The organism is Pseudomonas sp. LAIL14HWK12:I10, assembly GCF_900184205.1.
Taxonomy (GTDB): Bacteria; Pseudomonadota; Gammaproteobacteria; order Pseudomonadales; family Pseudomonadaceae; genus Aquipseudomonas; species Aquipseudomonas kermanshahensis.
Genome location: NZ_FXWU01000003.1, coordinates 143,537 through 163,709, shown reverse-complemented (window position 1 = coordinate 163,709; position 20,173 = coordinate 143,537). Strand labels below are relative to the sequence as shown.

The window sequence follows — 20,173 nt, the reverse complement described above, 5'->3', positions numbered from 1 at the left end:
GGTTCAAGCGTTGGCCAAGGTCAGCTCGGCCAGGGTGCGAAACTCGTTCAGCAGGCCGCGCACGTAGGCCACCTGGTTGTTCGCCCAACGGTGTTCGTCAGCCAGCATGCGTTCCAGGGTGAAGCCGGCCGGCAGGGGGGTGTCGCTCATTTCCCGATATGCGATGAAGGGGTCGGCCGCTTCTTGCTGTTGGCGGAAGGCCGGGGCCACGTAGTGGTTTTCCTGCTCGAGGATGAAGGCGATCACCTGCGGGGCGGTGTCGCCCAGCATCAGTAGCTCGAACAGCATGCGGGCACTGGGCAGGTCGTCATCGGCGCTGCCTTGCAGCACGCCGTAATGGCCGAAGCCGTTGTGTTCGGCCACGATGCGCACACCCTTGAGGTGGCTTTGGCGGATGTGCGGCGCCAGGTTGCGCAGGGCCTGCAGGGGCTGTTCGCAGGCATTGATCATGTTGCCAAAGTCGAACAGGGCATGCAGGCGAGGGTGGTCGAGGCGTTTGAGCAACTGGGCGATCTCGTCGCTCTTGAGCTCTTCGTGTTGCTCGAAGTCAAAGTACAGGTCGTGGGCGTCGGCCTGCTGCGCCAGGTAGTGCAGGTCGCTCTCGATGATGTCCATGACCCGCGACAGTGTGCCCTCGTAACGCGAGTAGACGCGGATGTTGCGCACCCCCAGGGCCTTGGCGATGGCGATCACCTGGTCGACGTCTTTCTTCAGCGTGCTGCTGATTTCCACATGCACGTCCAGCCCCAGCGCCTTGGCCTTGTCGGCAAATGCCTGAAGCTGGGCGGGTGTCATCTGGCTCAGGCTGTTCTGCTCGCCGTCGAGCACGTGCAGGCTCAGGCCTTGCAGCTCGTGGCGATAGGCGAAGTCGAGCAGGTCGGCGGGAGTGACCCGGCCGTGGGTGAGGTTGGTCAGCAGCGGGTAGGCATGAGCAAACAGGCGCAGTTGCCCGAGGCGTTCGAGCAAGCGCTGGGCCAGTGCCTGGGTCAGCACGGGGGCTGGCGCCTGTTCCACCACGTTGTGGCTCAGCAAGGCGTTGAAACGTTCCTGGATCTTATTGTTCATTAGCGTCGTTCCTGGTTCAGACGCCGGGGTCTACCGGCGCAACCTTTATCGCGCCAGTGAGGAACGTTCGATAGATCCATTATCCGCCAATCGATAGGACCACTTGCCTGGCCTCAGGTGTTTGCGGGCAGGTACCCCAGTGTGCGCAAGGCCTGGGCCAGTGCCTGGACGCGCGCTGCGGCCTGGTTTTCCGGCGTGCCGGCAAAGCCGATCAGCAGTGCAGGTGGTTGCGCATGCTGGATGCTGTAGTCGCTCAAGGGGTAGGTGTGGATGCCGTGCTCAGCCAGTTGCCGGGCGATGTCGGCATCGTTGAGCTCAGGGGGCAGCCAGGCGATCAGGTGCATGCCCGCATCGGCCGGGGTGAGGGTGAAGAAGCCGCCCATGTGCTGTTCGAGCTGTGCGATCAAGGCTTGCTGGCGTGCCTTGTACAACGCGCGCATGCGGCGGATGTGGCCAATGAAATGGCCTTGCGCCATGAAGTCAGCGGTGGTGGCCTGCAGCAGTGTGGGCGGGCTGCGGTCCATGACCGCACGCAGGGTGCAGAAGGGTTCGACCAGCGCCGGCGGCAGGATCACGTAGCCCAGCCGGAGTGACGGAAACAGCACTTTGCTGAAGGTGCCGACATAGATCACCCGGGCCATCTGGTCCAGGGCATACAGGGCGGGCAGCAGACGGCCACCGTAGCGGAACTCGCTGTCGCAATCGTCTTCGATGATCCAGCTTTGTTGTTGCGCGGCCCAGTCGATCAAGGCCTGGCGCCGCGCGTAACTCAAGGTGACGCCTAATGGGTGCTGGCGCGAGGGGGTGCAGAACACTAACCGGGCCTCAGGGCATTCGCACAGGCCTTGCTCCACGTCGATCCCGTGTTCATCGACACGCAACGCGGTCACCCGCGCCCCTTGCGCCTGCAAGGCAATGCGCGCGGCGATGTGCCCCGGGTCTTCCATCCATACACTGTCCTGGGGGTTGAGCAGCAACATGCCCAGCAAGTTGAACGCTTGCTGCGCGCCAGACACGATCACCACCTGCCCGGCATCGCAGTCGATGCCACGGGCATCGAACACATACTCGGCAATGGCGCTGCGCAAGGCCTGCAAACCTTGCAGCTCACCGTAGCCCAGCATCGCCTTGGTGGGCTTAAGCAGGTGCTGGTTCATCAGCCGCCGCCATATCGCCTGGGGGAAGGCTTCGTAGGTGCTGTGGCTGGGCAGGAACGAGGTCGGGGTGGCCGGGTCCCAGTCGGTGTACGAGACGCCGCGAAAATGATCGCTGCGCAGCGACAGCATCGACTGGCTCAGGTCGGACAGGCGCGGCGGCGGCTGGGGCTGCTCGGGCTCGCTGCCGCGGCTTTCCCATTCCGTGCCGACATAGGTGCCGGCGCCGGTGCGCGAGGCCAGGAAGCCTTCGGCAATCAGTTGATCGAACGCATTGAGAATGGTGATCCGCGACAACCCCAACTCGTTGCTCAAGGTGCGGGTCGAGGGCAGGCGCACGCCACCTTGGATCCTGCCATTGAGTATCTGCTTGCGAATCTGCAGGTACAGCTGGCGGTACAGGGGGATGGCACTGGCACGGTCCAGCTCGATGGCCGACAGCAGCAAACCTGCGGCGGTTTTCATGACATGCTCGTCTGCGCAGAAAGGATTGGGCCCGAAACCGTCAGGCCACCAGAGGCCAAGGGTATCGGGCGCCTCGCGATAAGTCATCCGCAGGATGCGCGCAAACGCCGCCACAGGGTGCTGCGGCTGACACCCAGGCAACGCGCAGCCTGGTCCATGTTGCCGTCGCAGCTGTCCAGCATGCGCCGGGCGTGCGCCGCCTCGGCGGCCTTGCCCAGGCTGCGCAGGTTGTCGCTAGCGGGCAGCGGCTGTGCGGCGGCCTGCACATGCTCGAAAAATTCCGGGAAGAGCGTGGCCAGGTCGATGCCATCGGCGCCCACCAAGGCTTGGGCGCACAGCGCGGCGCGCTCGGCGATGTTGTCGAGCTCGCGAATGTTCCCCGGCCAGCGGTGGCGCAGCAGCAGGGGCAGCAGCGGTTGCAGCTGCGGTGTGGCGAGCGGTGTTGCGCCGTGCCGTGCGAGCAGCGCCTCGAACAGGGGCAGGATGTCTTGGAGCCGATCGCGCAGGGGCGGCACGGCAAGGCGCAGGATGTTTAGGCGGTAGAACAGGTCGGCGCGAAACTGCCCGTTGGCGATGCGTGCTGGCAAGTCGCAATGGGTGGCGGCAATCACGCGGATGTCCACCGGTGTCGGCGCGCAGCCACCCAGGCGCAGCACCTCGCGCTCCTGCAACACACGCAGTAAACGGGTTTGCAGCGGCGCGGGCATGTCGCCGACTTCGTCGAGGAACAATGTGCCACCGTGCGCCAGCTCGATCAGGCCGGGTTTGCCCCCCTTGCGCGAGCCGGTGAACGCGCCGTCTTCAAAGCCAAACAGCTCGCTCTCGAGCAGCGACTCCGGCAGGGCCGCGCAGTTGATCGCCACGAACGGCCCCTGCTGGCGGGCGCTGGCGTGGTGCAGGCTTTGTGCGAGCAACTCCTTGCCCGTGCCGCTTTCACCGGTGATCAGTACCGTCGCGTCGGTCGCGGCGTAGCGCTGCGCCAGCCGCACGGTCGCGCGGAACGCCGGGGCATCACCCAGCAACTGATCGAAACGATAGCGCGTCATGAACGGCTGCGCGGCAGGCGGCTTGCGGCTGCGCCGGGGCTGAATGCGCAGGTTGTCGAACGCATGGCGCAGGCTGTCGCTGTCCAGGGCCAGCACCCCCTGAGCACCGGCCGCGTCGGCCAGCTGGCACACCGTCGGCGACCCGATGATGACCTGGACACCGTCTGCGACCAGCTGCGCGACCTGCGCTCGGGCCTGTTCCAGGCGGGTATAGGTGTGCTCGTGGACCTTGAGGTTGAGCAACGCTTGCATCGTCGCCAGCCCGGGGTGGGGCTGGCCAAAGCTGAGCACGCCGACGCGCCGGGTGCGCGTGTGGGCTAGGGCGAGGGCGCGGATCAGGTCGTGCTCGCCCAGGTGCAGGGCCTGCACCGAGGTCGACAAGTGCTGGCGCAAGTAGTCGGCGGCGGCCCCGGAACACAGGATGACGTCGGCCTGCTGGCGCCTCTCCAGCTCGCGCGCCAGCGGCAGCAGCTTGCCGAGGGTGGTTTCAATCACCTCGACATGGGCCTGCTGCCGGTAGTCGGCGCTGACCTGCTCGATCAGCCGGGCCATGGGGCTGGGTGCTCCAGGGCAACGCAAGTGGGTGACCAGCGCGACCACGCGGGGCAGGTAAGCGGCGGTGGGCATGCAGGCTCCTTGTTACAAAGGGTTGACCAAGTGCCCGCCATCCACGGCGAGGACGCTGCCGGTCATGAATGCACCGGCGTCACTGGCCAGCAACAGCAAGGGGCCGTCGAGCTCGCTCAATTGGCCCAGGCGGCGCATCGGCACGTGGTCTTTGATGTAACCCTGGCCGGCCTCGCTGTCGAAGTAGGCCTCGTTCATCTCGGTCTTGAAGTAACCGGGGGCGATGGCATTGACGCGGATCCGGTAGCGGGCCAGCTCCAGCGCCATGGCCTTGGTCAACTGCACCACACCGGCCTTGGCCGTGCAGTAGTGGCTCAGCCCGGCCCCTACGCGCAGGCCCAGGATCGAGGCGATGTTGACGATGCTTCCGGCGCGGCCGGCCTTGACCAGGCGCTGGCCAGCACATTGGGCGACATGGAACACGCCATCGAGGTTGGTCGAGAGCATGCGCTGCCAGTCCTGCCCGCTCAGTTCGAGAAAGCGCCCAGGGTCGCCGATGCCGGCGTTGTTGATGACCACATCGACCACACCGAAGCGGGCCTCGGCCTGGTCGAAGGCCTGTTCGACACTGTCGCGTTGAGTGACGTCGAGCGCCACGGCCAACGCTTCGCCGCCTTGGGTTTCAAGTTGCTCGACCAGCGCCTGCAAGCGTTCGACCCGCCGCGCCGCCAGCACCACACGGGCGCCAGCGGCCTGGGCCAAGCGTGCGAAGTGGGCACCCAGGCCGCTGGAGGCGCCGGTTACCAAAACAGTCTTGCCGGCCAGGGAAAAAGGGGTTGCTAGCATGGAGCGTTCCTCATCATTCAGTGAGTGGGCAGGGGCGGTGTGGGAGCCCTTGCGGTCCGGTTGTGTTCACAGCACTTCAAACAGGCCCGCCGCCCCCATGCCACCGCCCACGCACATGGTCACCACCACATACCGCACCCGGCGCCGTTTACCTTCGAGCAGCGCATGCCCGACCATCCGCGCGCCACTCATGCCATAAGGGTGGCCAATAGCGATGGCACCGCCGTTGACGTTCAGGCGCTCAGGGTCGATGCCCAGGGTGTCGCGGCAATACAACACCTGGCAGGCGAAGGCTTCGTTCAGCTCCCACAGGCCGATATCGTCGACGTTCAGCCCATGCTGCCTGAGCAGGCGCGGCACCGCGTACACCGGGCCGATGCCCATCTCTTCCGGCGCCAGGCCGGCCACGGCGATGCCCCGGTACAGGCCCAGCGGCCTGAGGTTGCGCTGCTCGGCCAGGCGCGCGTCCATCAGCACGCAAGCGCTGGCACCGTCGGACAGCTGGCTGGCGTTGCCGGCCGTGATGCAGCCACCGTCGAGCACCGGCTGCAAGCGCGCCAGGTCGTCCAGGCGGGTTTGCGGGCGGTTGCCCTCGTCCTGCGCCAGGGTTACCTGGCGGTAGCTGATCTCGCCGGTGTGCTTGTCCTTGACCCTTTGCTGCGCAGTTACCGGCACGATCTCGGCCTCGAACAACCCAGCCTGCTGGGCGGCGGCAGTGCGCAGCTGCGATTGCAGCGCATAGGCATCTTGCGCGTCACGGCTGATGCCGTAGCGCCGGGCGACGTGCTCGGCGGTGTGCAGCATCGGCATGTAGGCGTGCGGCACCTGCTGGATAACCGCGTTGTCCTGCTCGCCCAGCGCCCATTCGAGGTTGCGCACTTGTACCGCGCTGATGTTTTCGTGGCCGGCGCCAACGGTGACGTGCATGCCATCGACGATGATCTGCTTGGCGGCGGTGGCGATCGCCATCAGCCCGGAGGCGCACTGGCGGTCGAGGGTTTGGCCGCTGACCGACACGGGCAGCCCGGCCGCCAGCGCGCTCATACGCCCCAGGTTCCAGCCGGCGGTGCCAGCGGGCATGGCGGTGCCCATCACCAGGTCTTCGATTTCGTCGGCAGCGATGCCGGCCCGTGATACGGCAGCCTGGATGGCATGGGCGGCCAGGCTGGGCGAGCGCAGGTTGTTGAGGGCACCGCGAAAGGCCTTGCCGATCGGGGTGCGGGCGGTGGAGAGAATGACGGCGTCTTTCATGAACGGGGTTCCTTGATGGCCAGAAGAGGGCAGCTCAACGGTGTTGCGCGCGCAGCTTGCCGGTGCTGCTCGCCAGGCGCCGCAGCAAGGGGGCTGGCTGCAACCACAGGTGGCCGTAGGCACCCAGGCGATCGCGCAATTGCTCGATGCCAGCCAGCACGGTGTCCAGGCCGATGTCGCGGGCGTAATGCAGCGGCCCACCACGCCAGCCCGGGAAGCCGTAGCCGTTGACCCACACCAGGTCGATGTCACCACTGCGCAGGGCGATGCCTTCGTCGAGCAACTGCAGGCCTTCGTTGATCAGCATGAACAGGCAGCGGTCGTGGATTTCTGCGTCGCTGATGGTGCGCCGGGTGATGCCCAGCTTGGCGGCCAGTTGCGCCGCGAGCTGCACCACCTCGGGGTCTTCGATGCGTTCGCGGCCCTCGTAGCGGTAGAAGCCGCGCCCGCTTTTCTGCCCGTGGCGGCCCAGCGTGTAGAGTTCGTCGGCCAAGCGGAAGTAGCTCCGGTCGTGGGCGATCTCGCTGCGCCGCGCCTGGCGCACCAGGTAACCGACGTCGATGCCGGCCAGGTCGTACATGGCGAAGACGCCCATGGCCAGGCCGAGGTCGGTCAGCACCTTGTCCACCTGGGCCGGTGAGGCGCCTTCGAGGACCAGGCGGTGGGCCTCGCGGGCATAAGGTTCGAGCATGCGGTTGCCGATGAAGCCGAAGCACACGCCAGACACCACCGGCAGTTTGCCGATGCGCTTGGCGATTTTCAGCGTAGTGGCCAGCACGTCTGGCGCCGTGGCCCGGCCGCGCACCACTTCGAGCAGGCGCATGACATGCGCTGGGCTGAAGAAGTGCAGGCCGACCACGTCCTGCGGGCGGCGGGTGCAGGCGGCGATGCGGTCGACATCCAGGGTCGAGGTGTTGCTGGCCAGGATCGCGCCGGGCTTGCACACCCGGTCGAGGGTGCGGAACACCGACTGTTTGATCGACAGGTCTTCGAACACCGCTTCGATCACCAGGTCAGCGTCAGCCAGGTCGGCGTAATCGAGGGTGCCTTGCAGCAGGCTCATGCGCTGTTCGAGTTGCTCGGCGGTGAGCTTGCCGCGCTTGATGGCGCTTTCGTAGTGTTTGCGGATCTGCGCCAAGCCGCGGTCCAGGGCCTCGGGCTTGAGCTCCAGCAAGCGCACGGGGAGGCCGGCGTTGATGAAATTCATGGCGATGCCGGCGCCCATGGTGCCGGCTCCGATCACGGCAACCTGGGCGATGTGGCGCAGCGCGGTGGCCGCGTCGACACCGGGAATGCGCAGCGCCTCGCGTTCAGCAAAAAACAGATGGCGCAGTGCAGTGGCCTGGGGGTCTTGCAGCGCTTCGCGGAACAGCGCCTGTTCGCGGGCCAGGCCTTCGGCCAACGGCAGTTCGCAGGCCGCGCGCACGGCTGCCAGTACCCGCAGTGGCGCCCGTTGGCCAGGTTTGCGGGCAGCCAGCTGGGCCTCGTGCGTGGCGAACAGGCCCTCGGCTGGGTGCGCGGGTGTAACCCTTGGCGGGGCGGGGTGGGCGAGCTGCTCGTGGGCAAAGGCGCACGCTTGGTCGAGCAGGTCCTGGCCGGGTTCGACCAAGCGGTCTACCAGCCCCAGTGCCAGGCCTTGGCGGGCATCGATCGGTTCGCCGCCGAGCATCAGCTCCAGCGCGGGCGCCACGCCGATCAGCCGTGGCAGGCGCTGGGTACCGCCGGCACCGGGCAGCAGGCCCAGGCGTACCTCCGGCAGGCCCAGGCGGGCAGTGGCGCTGGCAACGCGATGGCTGCAGGCCAGGGCCAGTTCCAGCCCGCCGCCCAGCGCCACGCCATCGATGGCGGCGATCAGTGGCTTGGCAAGGGTGGTCAGCGTTTCTAGCAATTCGGGCAGGGCGGGTGCCTGCCAGGTGCGTGGGCTGCCGAACTCGCTGATGTCGGCGCCAGCACTGAACGGCAGTGAGCGCCCATGCAGGATGACTGCCTTGACCTCAGGGTCGCTGGCGGCCTGGGTGCAGGCCTGTAGCAGTGCCTGGCGCAGGTCGTGGCCCAGGGCATTGACGGGGGCGTGGCACAGGCCGATCAAGGCCAGTTGGTTATCGCGGCGATAGTCGATCAGCGGCATGGGAACCTTCCTGTTGGTGTCCTGAAAAAAACGAGGCGGCGGCCCGGAGCGTTGGCCACCGCCGAAAAACCCGCTGCCCTGGGGGACTCGGCAGCGGAGCCTGCCAGGCAGGGTCAGCGGGCGAAGGCGGCGTCGCTGATGTTCATCAGGTTGTCACTGCCCGTGCGGATCAGCGTCTCGTGCAGGCTGGCCCGCGGCAGCAGGCGCTGCAGGTAGAAACGCGCGGTCTCGCGCTTGCCCTGGTAGAACGCGACGTCGTCGCTGCCGGCCGCCAGTGCCTGTTCAGCGACGCAGGCGGCGCGCAGCCACAGGTAGCCGATCAGGGTGTAGCCGCAGAGCATCAGGTAGTCGAAGGCGCTGGCGCCGATCAGGTTGGCGTCGGTGCTGCTGGCGTCGCGCAGCCATTCGCTGACGTCGCGCCAGGCGCTGACGCGCTGTTGCAAGGCCTGGGCGAGGTCGGCTGAGGCCGAGGTGTTCTGAATGAAGGCTTCTATTTCGCTGAGCAGTTCGTCCAGGGCTTCACCGCCATCGGCCAGCACTTTGCGGGTCAGCAGGTCGATGCCCTGGATGGTGTTGGTGCCTTCGTAGATCGCAGTGATGCGCACATCGCGGGCGATCTGCTCCATGCCCCATTCGCGGATGAAACCGTGGCCGCCGAAGACCTGGATGCCCAACTGCGCAGCTTCGTTGCCGGTTTCGGTCAAAAAGCCCTTGGCAATTGGGGTGAGCAAGGCCAGCCGGCGAGCCGCGGCCTGGCGCACACCTGGGGTGGCGCCGTGGTGCAGCAGGTCGACGCCCTTGGCGCAGGTGTAGGCGAGCATGCGACCGCCTTCGGCATAGGCCTTTTGGGTCAGCAGCATGCGCCGGACATCGGCATGGCCGATGATCGGGTCGGCGGCCTGGTCGTCGCGCAGGCGCGGTGTGGCACGCATCTGCACGCGGTCGCGGGCATAGGCCAAGGCCCCCTGGAACGAGGCTTCGGCGTGGGCCTGAGCCTGCTGTGAAACTGCCAGGCGCGATTCGTTGATGTAGGTGAACATGGCGTTCAGGCCACGGTTGGCTTCGCCCAGCAGGTAGCCTGTGGCGCCGTCGAAGTTGAGCACGCAGGTGGCGTTGCCGTGGATGCCCATCTTGTGTTCGATAGACCCGCAGCTGACGCCGTTGGGGGCGCCCAGGCTGCCATCAGCATCGACCTGGACCTTTGGCACGGCAAACAGCGAAATGCCCTTGACCCCGGCCGGTGCGCCTTCGATGCGCGCCAGCACCAGGTGCACGATGTTTTCTGTCAGGTCGTGCTCACCGGCCGAGATGAAGATCTTGCTGCCGTTGATGCGGTAGCTGCCGTCGGCCTGGGGCCGGGCGCTGGTACGCAGCAGGCCGAGGTCCGAGCCGCAATGGGCCTCGGTCAGGCACATGGTGCCGCTCCAGCGGCCGGCGATCATTGGCGGCAGAAAACGCTGGCGCAGGGCCTCGTCGGCATGCTCGCTGAGGGTGCTGATAGCGCCGCCGGTGAGGTTGCCGTACATGCCCCAGGCGTGGTTGGCGCTGCAGATCATCTCGTGGTTGACGAAGCCCAGCGAGGGCGGCAAGCCCTGGCCGCCGTAGGCCGGGTCTTTGTCCAGGCCCAGCCAGCCGTTGGCGGCAAAGCGCTTGAAGGCCTCGGCGAAGCCCGGCGGGGTGCTGACCTTGCCATCCTGCCATTGGCACCCGTGCTGGTCGCCCACGGCGTTGAGCGGTGCCAGTTCCTGCTCGGCGAACTTGGCGCCTTCCTCGACGATGGCGGCGAAAGTGTCCGCGTCGGGGGCTTCGCAGCCAGACAGCTGTTGATAGTGGCCGCTCAGGTCGAGCAGCTCCTGGGCAACGAAGGTGATATCGCGCAACGGGGCGGTGTAGCTGGGCATGCCGGACTCCTGGCTGGGTGGATTCGGCATGTTGTAGCAGGCAGGCCCCGCGCGCCGCGTCCACCCCCCCGGTGGAATGGGGGGTGGAATCGGCGTGGCGTGCGGGTGGAGGTCAGTTCAGCAATTGCAATTCGCGCGCTGAGCACAAGGCGCTGTCGCGGTCGGCCACGTCGAGTTTGCGGAACAGGTTGTTGATGTGGGTCTTGACCGTGCTCAGGCTGATGAACATCGCCTCGGCAATCTGCCCGTTGCTTTGCCCGCGTGCCATGCGTTGCAGCACCTCCAGTTCACGGCGCGACAGCGGCACGATCAACGCGCTGTCGGTGCTGTCTCGCCCTGCCAGCAGGGGGCGGAACAGGGCATTGAGGCGCTCGCGTGACGGTGGCGGGACCGCCAAGGCCAGGCGCTCGCGAACCTGTGGCAGCAGCAACTCGCGCAAGGCTTCAAGGCACGCTTCGCCTTCGTACTGCAACAATTGCCCGAAGCCGTATTCACACGCCAGTTGCAAGGCCTGTTCGAGGCTGTGCAGGGCCTGGTCGTGGGCGCCACGGTCCTGGTGCAGGGCTGCGTCGAGCAACAGGGTGTCGAGCAACAGGCGGCGGTTGGTGTTCGCCTCAGCCTGGGTGTGCAGTGTCGCCTGGATCTGCCGCGCCTTGTCGCGCTGCCCCAGGTGGCGCTGCACCCAGGCATAGGCCAGCCACTCTTCAGGCAGCAACTGCTGGTCATACTGGCGGCTGCACCAGTGCCACTGGTCAAGCCAGCCGGGCAGGTAGTCGGTGTCGTTGTCACGCAGCGCCAGGCGCGCCAGCCAGGCCCCGGCCTGGCGGTACAGGGTGAACAGGCGGAACTGCAAGGCCAGCCGGCGCACTTCTTGCCAGCGCGCCTTGGCCTGGGCGGTCTCGCCCAGCGCCCAGTGCAGGCAGGCCTGGTGGTGGAACACCCAGGGCAGCGCGGCGCTGTGCGGGAAGCCCAGCGCCAGTACTTCGGCCTGGGCCAGGGCGTGGCGCGCCTGGCTCAGCTGGTTGGCTTGCAGCAGGGCCAGGCCTTTGCCCAAGTGGCGGAACAGCTCATAGAAACGCCCCGAACTGCCGGCAGCGGGCTGCTCGGCCATGCCTTGCAGGCGTTCCCAGGCCGCTTCGCTGGCGCCTTGGGCCAGTTCGATCTGGCCCAGCAGCAGTTGCAGCAAGTTGGTGTAGCCGCTCAGCCCGAAGCCTTGCAGTTCGACCAGGGCGCGGCTGGCTTCGGCGTGGGCCGGTTGCAGCTCACCCAAGGCCGCCAGGCAGTTGGCCCGGTCGAAATACAGCACCGAGCGCGCAGCGTTGTGCTGCCCAAACTGCTGCAATGCCCGTGCAGCCAAGGCCAGGCCGTGCGCCAGGTTGCCGCCCAGGTAGGCCAGGCGGCTACGCAGGAACATCACCGTCTGCTGCACCCGCTCGGGGTGGCGCGGCACAGCGTGGCGGCGCTGCAGGGCATACAGCTGGCGCAGGCATTGGCAGGCCTGGGCGATGTCGTTGGTGACCATCACCGTGGAGGCTTCGGTCACGGCCAGGGTGAAGCTGTCGTTGCCGGCATGGCCGGCCACCTCGTCGAGCACATCGACCAGGGTGTTGACCTTACCTTCGCGTAACAGCTCGAAGCCATGCCGGTCGACGATGCCGAGCACGGCGTCCAGGTCCCTGGCCCGGCCGTACTGGTAGATCGCCTCGGTGAAGCGGCGCTGCGCCAGCAGCCAGTTCGCGGCTTGGCGGTGCAGTTGCCGCAGGCGCTGCGGGTCGCGTTGTTCGAGGCGTTGGTAAAGGCTGTTGCGCAGGGCAGGGTGGTAGCGGTATTCGGCGTGGCTGGCCTGGGGCATTTCGATGATCAGGTCCAGCCGCTGCAAGTGGCGCAGCGCCGCCGTCACATCGGTATCGGTGGCCAATTCACCGGCCAGCCCCGCATCGAACACCTGGGCCACGGCGGTGTGTTCAAGAAAGCCGCGCAAGGCGGTGGGCAAGCGCTGCAGGCGTTCTTCTTCCAGAAACTGCCGGGCATGGGCGTAGGCCTGACGCGTGATCGGGCGCAGGTCGCCGGGCGGCTGGCCGGTGCTCTGCAGCGCTTCGCGGTAGGCCTCGAACCAGAACAGCACGCCGCTGGGCCAGCCCTCGCTGCCGGCGCGCAGTTGGTACAGCGCGTCGCTGCCCAGGCGGACGTCACGGGCCAGTGCCAGCTGGCCGGTCTCTTCGCTGTCCAGGGCCAGTTCACGCGCGCTTAGCACGGCCAGCCGGCCGTCGCGGCGCAGGTGGGCCAGGGGTAACGCCGGCGGGCCTTCGCTGGCGGCGAGCAGGCGCAGTGCTGGTGGCGGGTCGTGCAGCAGGGTGTCGAGGTACTGCCAGGCCTGGGCGGCGTTGAGCAGGTGCAGGTCGTCGAGCAGTAACGTTACCGGGGCCTGGCGGGCTTCGAGGTCGGCGAGGATGTGGCTCCACAGCGGTTCGGCCTGGGGGGATTCGCGGTGTGACGCCGGCAATTGAAGGGCGGCGTGCAGGTGCAGCAGCAGGGCCAGGGGCTGGTTTTCGGCGCGGGTCAGGCGCAGCCATGCAAAGGGGCTGGTGAGGCGGCGGGCGAACTGGCCGAGCAGGGTGCTTTTGCCGTAGCCCAAGGGCGCTTGCAGGAGGATGACAGCGCCGTCGTCCAGCGCGCTGGCCAGGTGGTCGAGCAACCGGGTGCGCTGTAAGGCCCTGGGTGGTTCGGCGGGTGGGCGCAGCTGGTTGGGTTTGAGCGCGGGAAGGTGCATGGCGAGCAGTGCTCCGTCGGGTCAGCCAGGTATCGTAGGGGGTGGGGGGTGTTTGTCACAACATTTTTGGTGCCTGGGAGATCGAGCGCCGCCCGCGCGGCGCTTCGCAGCACAAGGCTGCTCCTACATTTTTCTCGGGCCAATTATTCCTAAGGCGGTCGCGCGCAAATCTCACAGGCCTCACTGGCCCGAAACAGATGTGGGAGCAGCCTTGTGCTGCGAAGCGCCGCGCGGGCGGCGCTCGATCTCCCAGGCGCTGCAAATGTTGTGGCGAACACATCAGCCCTGAAAAACCCGTTCAAATTTGAACCGCCCCCGGTCAAATCCGCCATGAAATCAAGCCAAAAAATCGAAATAAACCATTGATTAATAACAAATAATAAAACCAATAAACGACCTGGCAATCATCTTGCAATCGGCTAGCCCACGAACGACCAGCCAATTGGACCCACCATGCCCATCACCCATCCCGCGCTCCCCCCCAGCGCTCGCATCGACATCCCAGACGCCCGTTCAAAGCTCTCTACCTACCTACAAAACCAACTCGCCAGCCACCCCGTGACCCTCACCCGCAGCGAGCGATTGTCAGGCGGTGCCATCCAGGAAAACTGGCTGCTCGAGGCCGAAGTCGCAGGCCAACCACAGCGTTGGGTACTGCGCACCGACGCTGCTTCCGCAGTAGCCGCCAGCATGACCCGCGAGCAGGAGTTCGCGGTGCTCGACGTGGTCCACCAAGCCGGTGTCAACGTACCCAAGCCCCTTTGGCTGTGCCAGGACCCGCAGGTCATCGGCCGCGACTTTTTCATCATGCAGGCGCTGGCCGGCACTGCTAGTGGCCACCGCCTGACGTCCGCACAAGACGCGCCCCAGGGCAACCCGGCACTGTGCCGGCAGTTGGGCGCCAACCTGGCGCGCCTGCATCAGGTACGCCCGCCGCAGCAGGCGCTGGCGTTTCTGCCCGCCGCTGCACCCGACACGGTGCAAGCCAGCGTCGACCAGTACCGCCAGTTTCTGGATGCCTTGCCAGGCAGCCACCCGGTGCTGGAGTGGGGCTTGCGCTGGTGTGAGCTGAACAAGCCTGCGCCCTTGCCCACGTGCCTGCTGCACCGCGACTACCGCACTGGCAACTACATGGTCGAGGCCGGTGCACTGACCGGCGTACTGGATTGGGAGTTCGCTGGCTGGGGTGACCCGCGTGAAGACCTGGGCTGGTTCACCGCGCGCTGCTGGCGCTTCGGCCGGCCGGACCTGGAGGCGGGCGGCATCGGCCATCTGCAGGACTTGCTCGCCGGATACCGCAGCGTGTCGGCGCTGGAACTGGACAGCCAGGCGCTGCGCTTCTGGCAGGTCATGGCCCACCTGCGCTGGGCGGTAATCGCCCTGCAGCAGGCCGAACGCCATGTGTCTGGCCAGCAACGCTCGCTGGAGCTGGCGCTGACCGGGCGGATGGTCAGCGAACTCGAACAGGAAATCCTCTTGCTCACCCGTGGAGGCCACGCATGAACCAGCCCGATGCCCGCGACCTGCTTGTGACGGCGCGCGACACCCTGCTCACCCATCTACTGCCGGCGTTGCCGAAAGGGTTGCACTATCAAGGCCGGATGGTCGCCAGCGCCATGTTGATCGCCAGCCGCGAACTGGCGCAGGCGGCGGACTGTGCCGAGGTCGAGCGCCAGGCCCTGGAGGCCTTGCTGGCGCAGCACGGCCAGGCAGCGACGGGGCTTGAACAGGCCCGTGCGTTGCTGGCGCGGCGCATTCGCCAAGGCGCCTACGATCAGGACCCAACACGTTTACTGGCGGCGCTGCGGGCGATCAACCGGGCGCAGTTGAGCATCAGCAACCCGAAGGTGCTGGCCCATGACTGACCAGCCCGCCCAGCGTCGCCGCTGCTACCTGGTTCGGCATGGCCATGTCGATTACTTCGACGCCGATGGCCGGCCCCTCGACCCGCGCCATGTGCCGCTGTCCGCGCAAGGCGTGGCCCAGGCCCAGGCGTTGGGCCAGGTGCTGGCGCACACCCGGTTCGACCGGGCGGTGTGTTCGGACTACCCGCGCACCCGCCAGACCCTCGACCAACTGCTGGGTCCGCGCACCTTGGCGGTGGAGCAGCGCGCCGCCTTGCGCGAGGTGCGGGCCGGCCGCCTGCGGGAAATACCCCCAGGCTGCCTGCACCGCGAAGTGGCCCAGGCCTATCACCTGGCCGACCGCCCCGGCGCCGCCTTTTTGCGCGGCGAACCTTGGGTGGCGTTCCAGCAACGGGTGCTGGACAGCTTCCAGCAATTGCTGGCCGAGCCCGGCTGGACATCGTTGCTGCTGGTCAGCCACGACGCCGTCAACCGCATCCTCCTGGCCTGGGCCAGCGGCGCGGGGCTGGGCGGGCTGGCCGCCTTCGAACAAGACCCTGCTTGCCTGAACATCGTCGATATCGACATGGCCGGCACGCAAGCACAGCACGCGTTCATCCGCACCCTCAACTACACCCCGTACGACCCCGGCAAGGCCTCGATCGACAAAACCGTGATGGAGCACCTGCATGCCGCCATCGACCCGCGCCGCCTGCACGCCTGAGCCTTTCCCTCTACAAGGAACCCCACCATGCATTTCGCCCTTTCCGCCGAACTGCTCGCCCTGCAAACCAAGACCCGGCAGTTCATTGCCGAAAGCGTCATACCCCTGGAGCACGACCGCCGCCAGACCGCCCACGGCCCCTCGCCCGAACTGCGCCAGGCGCTGCTCGATCGGGCCCGCGAGCACGGCCTGCTGACCCCGCATGCCGCGCGTGAAATGGGTGGCCTGGGCTTGAGCCATGTCGAGAAGGCGATCATTTTCGAAGAAGCGGGTTATTCGCCACTCGGCCCGGTGGCCCTGAACATCCACGCCCCGGACGAGGGCAATATCCACCTGTTGGAGCAGGTGGCCACGCCGGCGCAAAAAGACCGCTGGCTGCGGCCACTGGTGCAGGGCCATATTCGCTCGTGCTTCGCCATGACCGAGCCCAGCCCGGGCGCCGGCTCCGACCCCTCGATGCTGACCACCTTGGCCGTGCGTGACGGTGACGACTACATCATCAATGGCCAGAAATGGTTCATCACCGGGGCTGAAGGCGCGCAGCTGGCGATCATCATGGCGCGCATGGAAGACGGCAGCGCGACGATGTTCCTGACCGACACCGACCGCCCGGGCTTCATCTTGGAGCGCATGATGGACTCGCTGGACAGCTGCTTCGCCGGCGGCCATGGAGTGTTGCGTTTCGAAAACCTGCGGGTGCCGGCCAGCGATGTGCTCGGCGAAGTGGGCAAAGGCTTCCGTTACGCCCAGGTGCGCCTGGCGCCAGCGCGCCTGACCCACTGCATGCGCTGGCTGGGCCAGGCCCGCCGCGCCCATGACGAGGCCTGTGCCTACGCCAACCGCCGGGTCTCGTTCGGCAAGCCGCTGGGCGAGCACCAGGGGGTGGGCTTCATGCTCGCCGACAACGAGATGGACCTGCATGCCACGCGCCTGGCGATCTGGCATTGCGCCTGGGTGTTGGACCAGGGCGAGCGGGGTAACGTCGAGTCGAGCATGGCCAAGGTGCTCAGCTCGGAGGCGATCTGGCGGGTGATCGACCGCAGTGTGCAGGTGCTGGGCGGGCAGGGTGTTACCGGCGAGTCAATCGTCGAGCGGATCTTCCGCGATGCCCGCAGCTTCCGCATCTATGACGGCCCCAACGAAGTGCACCGCATGAGCCTGGCGAAAAAGATCCTCGCCCGCGCGGCCACGGGGGCCGCCAAATGAAGCACGACAGCTATCAGAATCAGGTGGCCATCGCTGTCGACGGCGGCCTTTCGGCATTCTGAGCCCCTGCGCCAGGCGCGCTGTCATCAACTGTAAAACCGTTGTCGTCCGATGATAAGCGGCGCTTGGCGCAACGGCCTAAATTGCCCCTCAAGACGCACTTTGTGTGCTCAACAACAATGACAAGAAGGGAGATTGGCATGGCCAAAGCGGTACGTTTCTACGAAACCGGAGGGCCTGAGGTCCTGCGTTACGAAGACGTCGACGTCGGCGAGCCCGGCCCTGGGCAGGTGCGCCTGCGCCACGTGGCGGTTGGCCTGAACTACGCCGACACTTATTTTCGCAATGGCACCTACCCGATCCCGCTGCCCAACGGCATGGGCGTGGAAGCGTCGGGTGTGGTGCAGGCGGTAGGCGAGGGCGTCAGCCATGTGGTGGTCGGCGACCGGGTGACCTACACCGGCTTCCTCAACACCCTTGGCGCCTACAGCACCGAGCGCCTGATCCCCGCCGCGCCGTTGATCAAACTGCCGGAAACCATCTCCTTCGAGACGGCGGCCGCCATGACCATGCGCGGCCTGACGGCCTCGTACCTGATGCGCCGCCTGTACGACTTCAAGCCCGGTGACAGCATCCTGCTGCACGCGGCAGCGGGTGGCGTCGGCCTGATCGTTTCGCAGTGGGCCAAGCTGCTCGGCCTGACCGTGATCGGCACCGTCTCCACCGACGCCAAGGCGGCTGTGGCCCGCGCCCATGGCTGCGACCACACCATCAACTACAGCCACGAAGACGTCGCCCAGCGCGTGCGCGAGCTGACCGATGGCGTAGGCGTCAACGTGGTGTTCGACAGTGTCGGGCGCAACACCTTCATGGGCTCGCTGGACTCGCTCAAGCGCCGTGGCCTGATGGTGTGCGTGGGCACCGCGTCCGGCAAGATCGAACCGTTCGACCCGCAGTTGTTGGCGATCAAAGGCTCGTTGTTCATGACCCGGCCGGCCCTGGCCGACTACATCGCCGACCCGGCAGAGAAGACCCGCCTGGCCACCGAGCTGTTCGACCATGTCAGCAGCGGCCGTATCCGCATCGAGATCAACCAGCACTACGCCTTGCAGGATGCGGTGCAGGCGCACCGTGACCTGGAGTCGCGCAAGACCACCGGCTCGTCGATCTTCGTCATCTGAGGGCACTGCCATGCAAGTCGAACAACTGACCTGCGCCATCGGTGCCGAACTGGTCGGCGTCAGGCTGGCCGATGCCATTCACGATGACGGCCTGTTCGCCGATATTCGCGCCCAGCTGCTCAAGCACCGGGTGCTGTTTTTGCGCGACCAGGCCATTAGCCGCGCCGAGCACGTGGCGTTCGCCCGTCGCTTCGGTGAACTGGAGGATCACCCCGTCGCTGGCAGCGACCCGGAGCACCCGGGCCTGGTGCAAATCTACAAACGCCCCGACCAACCGGCCGACCGCTACGAAAATGCCTGGCACACCGACGCCACCTGGCGCGAAACCCCGCCAATGGGCTGCGTGCTGCGCTGCGTGGAGTGCCCGCCGGTGGGCGGCGACACCATGTGGGCGAACATGGTGCTGGCCTACGACAACCTGCCGGCCGAGATCAAGGCCCGCATCGAGGGCTTGCGCGCCCGCCACAGCATCGAGGCCAGCTTCGGCGCCGCCATGCCGACCGACAAGCGCCTGGCGCTCAAGGCCCGCTACCCCGATGCCGAGCACCCGGTGGTGCGCACCCACCCGGAAACCGGCGAGAAGGTGCTGTTCGTCAATGCCTTCGCCACCCACTTCACCAACTACCACACCCCCGAGCGCGTGCGCTTTGGCCAGGACGCCAACCCCGGCGCCGCCGACCTGCTGCGCTACCTGGTGAGCCAGGTGTACATCCCCGAGTACCAGGTGCGCTGGCGCTGGTCACCCAACAGCATCGCCATCTGGGACAACCGCAGCACCCAGCACTACGCCGTCATGGACTACCCGGCCTGCCACCGCAAGATGGAGCGAGCCGGGATCATGGGCGACAGCACTTTCTGAACAGACAAGAACAAGACTGAGGATCAGACATGCAATTCTTCGACGACTCGCTGCACCCGGAAAACATGGAAAAGGTAGTCATCACCGTGGCCCCCTATGGCCCCGAGTGGATGCCCGACGATTTCCCCCAGGACATTCCGGTGACCATGGACGAGCAGGTGCAAAAGGCAGTCGATTGCTACGAAGCCGGCGCCACTGTACTGCACCTGCATGTGCGTGAACTCGATGGCACCGGCTCCAAGCGCCTGTCCAAGTTCAACGAGCTGATCGCCGGGGTGCGTGAAGCGGTGCCGGACATGATCATCCAGGTCGGCGGCTCGATTTCGTTCGCACCCGAAGGCGAGGGTGAAGCGGCCAAGTGGCTGAGCGACGACACCCGCCACATGCTGGCCGAGCTGACCCCAAAGCCTGACCAGGTGACGGTGGCGATCAACACCACCCAGATGAACATCATGGAGCTGCTGTACCCCGAATATCTGGAAGGCACATCGCTGGCCAACCCTGGGATCCAGGCCGCCTATAGTGAAATGACCGTGCCCGCCGGGCCGGCCTGGGTCGAGGAGCACCTGCGTCGGCTGCAGGCCAGCAATATCCAGCCGCATTTCCAGCTGACCGGCATGCATGCCCTGGAAACCCTCGAGCGCCTGGTGCGCAAGGGCGTTTACAAAGGCCCGCTGAACCTGACCTGGATCGGCATTGGTGGCGGTTTCGATGGCCCGAACCCGTTCAACTTCTTCAATTTTGTGCACCGTGCGCCAGATGGCTGCACCCTGACCGCAGAGTCGCTGCTCAAGAACGTGCTGCCGTTCAACACCATGGCCCTGGCCATGGGCTTGCACCCGCGCTGTGGCATCGAAGACACCATCATCGACCAGCACGGCAAGCCGTTCACCTCGGTGCAGCAGATCCAGCAGACCGTGCGCGTGGCGCATGAGCTGGGGCGTGAAGTGGCCAATGGCAAGGAAGCCCGGGCGATCTACCGGATCGGCGAGCAGTACGCATCCGTCGAGGAAACCTTGCTGGCCAACGGCATGGCGCCGAACCGCCGGCCGGGCCAGAAGGGCGTGCCACAGCGCGCCTAAGGCACTGGCCTCACTCCCTGTAGGAGCAGCCTTGCGCTGCGAAGAGGCCCGTCATTACTGCGACGATTTGCGGTTCTTTCACTG

At 66.5% G+C, this 20,173-nt stretch carries 15 protein-coding genes; 7 read left to right on the top strand and 8 right to left on the bottom strand.

Annotated features, from left to right (window positions below):
* Positions 1 to 3: 3 nt before the first annotated feature.
* From QOS90_RS07855 to QOS90_RS07820, 8 genes are all read right to left on the bottom strand, one after another.
* Positions 4 to 1,065 (bottom strand): sugar phosphate isomerase/epimerase family protein, encoded by a 1,062-nt coding sequence (locus tag QOS90_RS07855; protein WP_027596376.1) that lies wholly within the window; start codon positions 1,063 to 1,065, stop codon positions 4 to 6.
* A 113-nt stretch (positions 1,066 to 1,178) separates the two neighbouring features.
* Entirely contained in the window at positions 1,179 to 2,684 is a 1,506-nt protein-coding gene (pdxR, locus tag QOS90_RS07850) for a MocR-like pyridoxine biosynthesis transcription factor PdxR (protein WP_027596377.1), read from the bottom strand.
* Positions 2,685 to 2,767: 83 nt separating this feature from the next.
* Positions 2,768 to 4,357: a propionate catabolism operon regulatory protein PrpR gene (gene prpR, locus QOS90_RS07845; RefSeq protein WP_027596378.1), complete on the bottom strand. Its 1,590-nt coding sequence runs from the start codon at positions 4,355 to 4,357 to the stop codon at positions 2,768 to 2,770.
* 12 nt (positions 4,358 to 4,369) lie between these two features.
* Positions 4,370 to 5,143, bottom strand: a complete 774-nt coding sequence (locus QOS90_RS07840) for an SDR family NAD(P)-dependent oxidoreductase (protein ID WP_027596379.1) — start codon at positions 5,141 to 5,143, stop codon at positions 4,370 to 4,372.
* 66 nt (positions 5,144 to 5,209) lie between these two features.
* A complete protein-coding gene (locus QOS90_RS07835; RefSeq protein WP_027596380.1) occupies positions 5,210 to 6,394 on the bottom strand; it encodes an acetyl-CoA C-acyltransferase in 1,185 nt (394 codons plus the stop codon).
* A 34-nt stretch (positions 6,395 to 6,428) separates the two neighbouring features.
* Positions 6,429 to 8,522 (bottom strand): 3-hydroxyacyl-CoA dehydrogenase NAD-binding domain-containing protein, encoded by a 2,094-nt coding sequence (locus QOS90_RS07830; RefSeq protein ID WP_027596381.1) that lies wholly within the window; start codon positions 8,520 to 8,522, stop codon positions 6,429 to 6,431.
* Positions 8,523 to 8,635: 113 nt separating this feature from the next.
* On the bottom strand, positions 8,636 to 10,423 hold the full coding sequence (locus QOS90_RS07825) for an acyl-CoA dehydrogenase C-terminal domain-containing protein (protein WP_027596382.1): 1,788 nt from the start codon (positions 10,421 to 10,423) through the stop codon (positions 8,636 to 8,638).
* Positions 10,424 to 10,535: 112 nt separating this feature from the next.
* On the bottom strand, positions 10,536 to 13,193 hold the full coding sequence (locus QOS90_RS07820; RefSeq protein WP_027596383.1) for a LuxR C-terminal-related transcriptional regulator: 2,658 nt from the start codon (positions 13,191 to 13,193) through the stop codon (positions 10,536 to 10,538).
* A gap of 453 nt (positions 13,194 to 13,646) precedes the next feature.
* On the opposite strand from QOS90_RS07820, the gene QOS90_RS07815 reads away from it, so the two are divergent.
* The 7 genes from QOS90_RS07815 (at position 13,647) to QOS90_RS07785 (ending at position 20,089) form a co-directional block, all read left to right on the top strand.
* The gene (locus QOS90_RS07815) at positions 13,647 to 14,696 is read left to right on the top strand and encodes a phosphotransferase family protein (RefSeq protein WP_033694343.1); all 1,050 of its coding nucleotides are present in this window, start codon (positions 13,647 to 13,649) and stop codon (positions 14,694 to 14,696) included.
* Positions 14,693 to 15,058, top strand: coding sequence for a DUF6285 domain-containing protein (locus QOS90_RS07810; RefSeq protein WP_027596385.1), 366 nt, complete (start codon positions 14,693 to 14,695; stop codon positions 15,056 to 15,058). Before QOS90_RS07815 ends, QOS90_RS07810 begins: the two co-directional genes overlap by 4 nt.
* Positions 15,051 to 15,761, top strand: coding sequence for a histidine phosphatase family protein (locus QOS90_RS07805; protein WP_027596386.1), 711 nt, complete (start codon positions 15,051 to 15,053; stop codon positions 15,759 to 15,761). The genes QOS90_RS07810 and QOS90_RS07805 overlap by 8 nt, the downstream gene beginning before the upstream one ends.
* Positions 15,762 to 15,788: 27 nt before the next feature.
* Positions 15,789 to 16,967: an acyl-CoA dehydrogenase family protein gene (locus QOS90_RS07800; protein WP_085273824.1), complete on the top strand. Its 1,179-nt coding sequence runs from the start codon at positions 15,789 to 15,791 to the stop codon at positions 16,965 to 16,967.
* A gap of 200 nt (positions 16,968 to 17,167) precedes the next feature.
* On the top strand, positions 17,168 to 18,148 hold the full coding sequence (locus QOS90_RS07795) for a quinone oxidoreductase family protein (RefSeq protein WP_085273823.1): 981 nt from the start codon (positions 17,168 to 17,170) through the stop codon (positions 18,146 to 18,148).
* 10 nt (positions 18,149 to 18,158) lie between these two features.
* Positions 18,159 to 19,007 carry a TauD/TfdA dioxygenase family protein gene (locus tag QOS90_RS07790; RefSeq protein ID WP_085273822.1) on the top strand — a complete coding sequence of 283 codons (849 nt, stop codon included), beginning with the start codon at positions 18,159 to 18,161 and terminating at the stop codon, positions 19,005 to 19,007.
* A 29-nt stretch (positions 19,008 to 19,036) separates the two neighbouring features.
* On the top strand, positions 19,037 to 20,089 hold the full coding sequence (locus QOS90_RS07785; RefSeq protein WP_027596390.1) for a beta-keto acid cleavage family enzyme: 1,053 nt from the start codon (positions 19,037 to 19,039) through the stop codon (positions 20,087 to 20,089).
* Positions 20,090 to 20,173: the final 84 nt, after the last annotated feature.

Coding starts and splice junctions, on each gene's coding strand:
- QOS90_RS07825 (WP_027596382.1), bottom strand. CDS start 10,423: ATGCCCAGCTACACCGCCCCGTTGCGCGATATCACCTTCGTTGCCCAG.
- QOS90_RS07820 (WP_027596383.1), bottom strand. CDS start 13,193: ATGCACCTTCCCGCGCTCAAACCCAACCAGCTGCGCCCACCCGCCGAA.
- QOS90_RS07835 (WP_027596380.1), bottom strand. CDS start 6,394: ATGAAAGACGCCGTCATTCTCTCCACCGCCCGCACCCCGATCGGCAAG.
- QOS90_RS07800 (WP_085273824.1), top strand. CDS start 15,789: ATGCATTTCGCCCTTTCCGCCGAACTGCTCGCCCTGCAAACCAAGACC.
- QOS90_RS07805 (WP_027596386.1), top strand. CDS start 15,051: ATGACTGACCAGCCCGCCCAGCGTCGCCGCTGCTACCTGGTTCGGCAT.
- QOS90_RS07855 (WP_027596376.1), bottom strand. CDS start 1,065: ATGAACAATAAGATCCAGGAACGTTTCAACGCCTTGCTGAGCCACAAC.
- pdxR (WP_027596377.1), bottom strand. CDS start 2,684: ATGAAAACCGCCGCAGGTTTGCTGCTGTCGGCCATCGAGCTGGACCGT.
- QOS90_RS07795 (WP_085273823.1), top strand. CDS start 17,168: ATGGCCAAAGCGGTACGTTTCTACGAAACCGGAGGGCCTGAGGTCCTG.
- QOS90_RS07830 (WP_027596381.1), bottom strand. CDS start 8,522: ATGCCGCTGATCGACTATCGCCGCGATAACCAACTGGCCTTGATCGGC.
- QOS90_RS07840 (WP_027596379.1), bottom strand. CDS start 5,143: ATGCTAGCAACCCCTTTTTCCCTGGCCGGCAAGACTGTTTTGGTAACC.
- QOS90_RS07790 (WP_085273822.1), top strand. CDS start 18,159: ATGCAAGTCGAACAACTGACCTGCGCCATCGGTGCCGAACTGGTCGGC.
- QOS90_RS07785 (WP_027596390.1), top strand. CDS start 19,037: ATGCAATTCTTCGACGACTCGCTGCACCCGGAAAACATGGAAAAGGTA.
- QOS90_RS07810 (WP_027596385.1), top strand. CDS start 14,693: ATGAACCAGCCCGATGCCCGCGACCTGCTTGTGACGGCGCGCGACACC.
- prpR (WP_027596378.1), bottom strand. CDS start 4,357: ATGCCCACCGCCGCTTACCTGCCCCGCGTGGTCGCGCTGGTCACCCAC.
- QOS90_RS07815 (WP_033694343.1), top strand. CDS start 13,647: ATGCCCATCACCCATCCCGCGCTCCCCCCCAGCGCTCGCATCGACATC.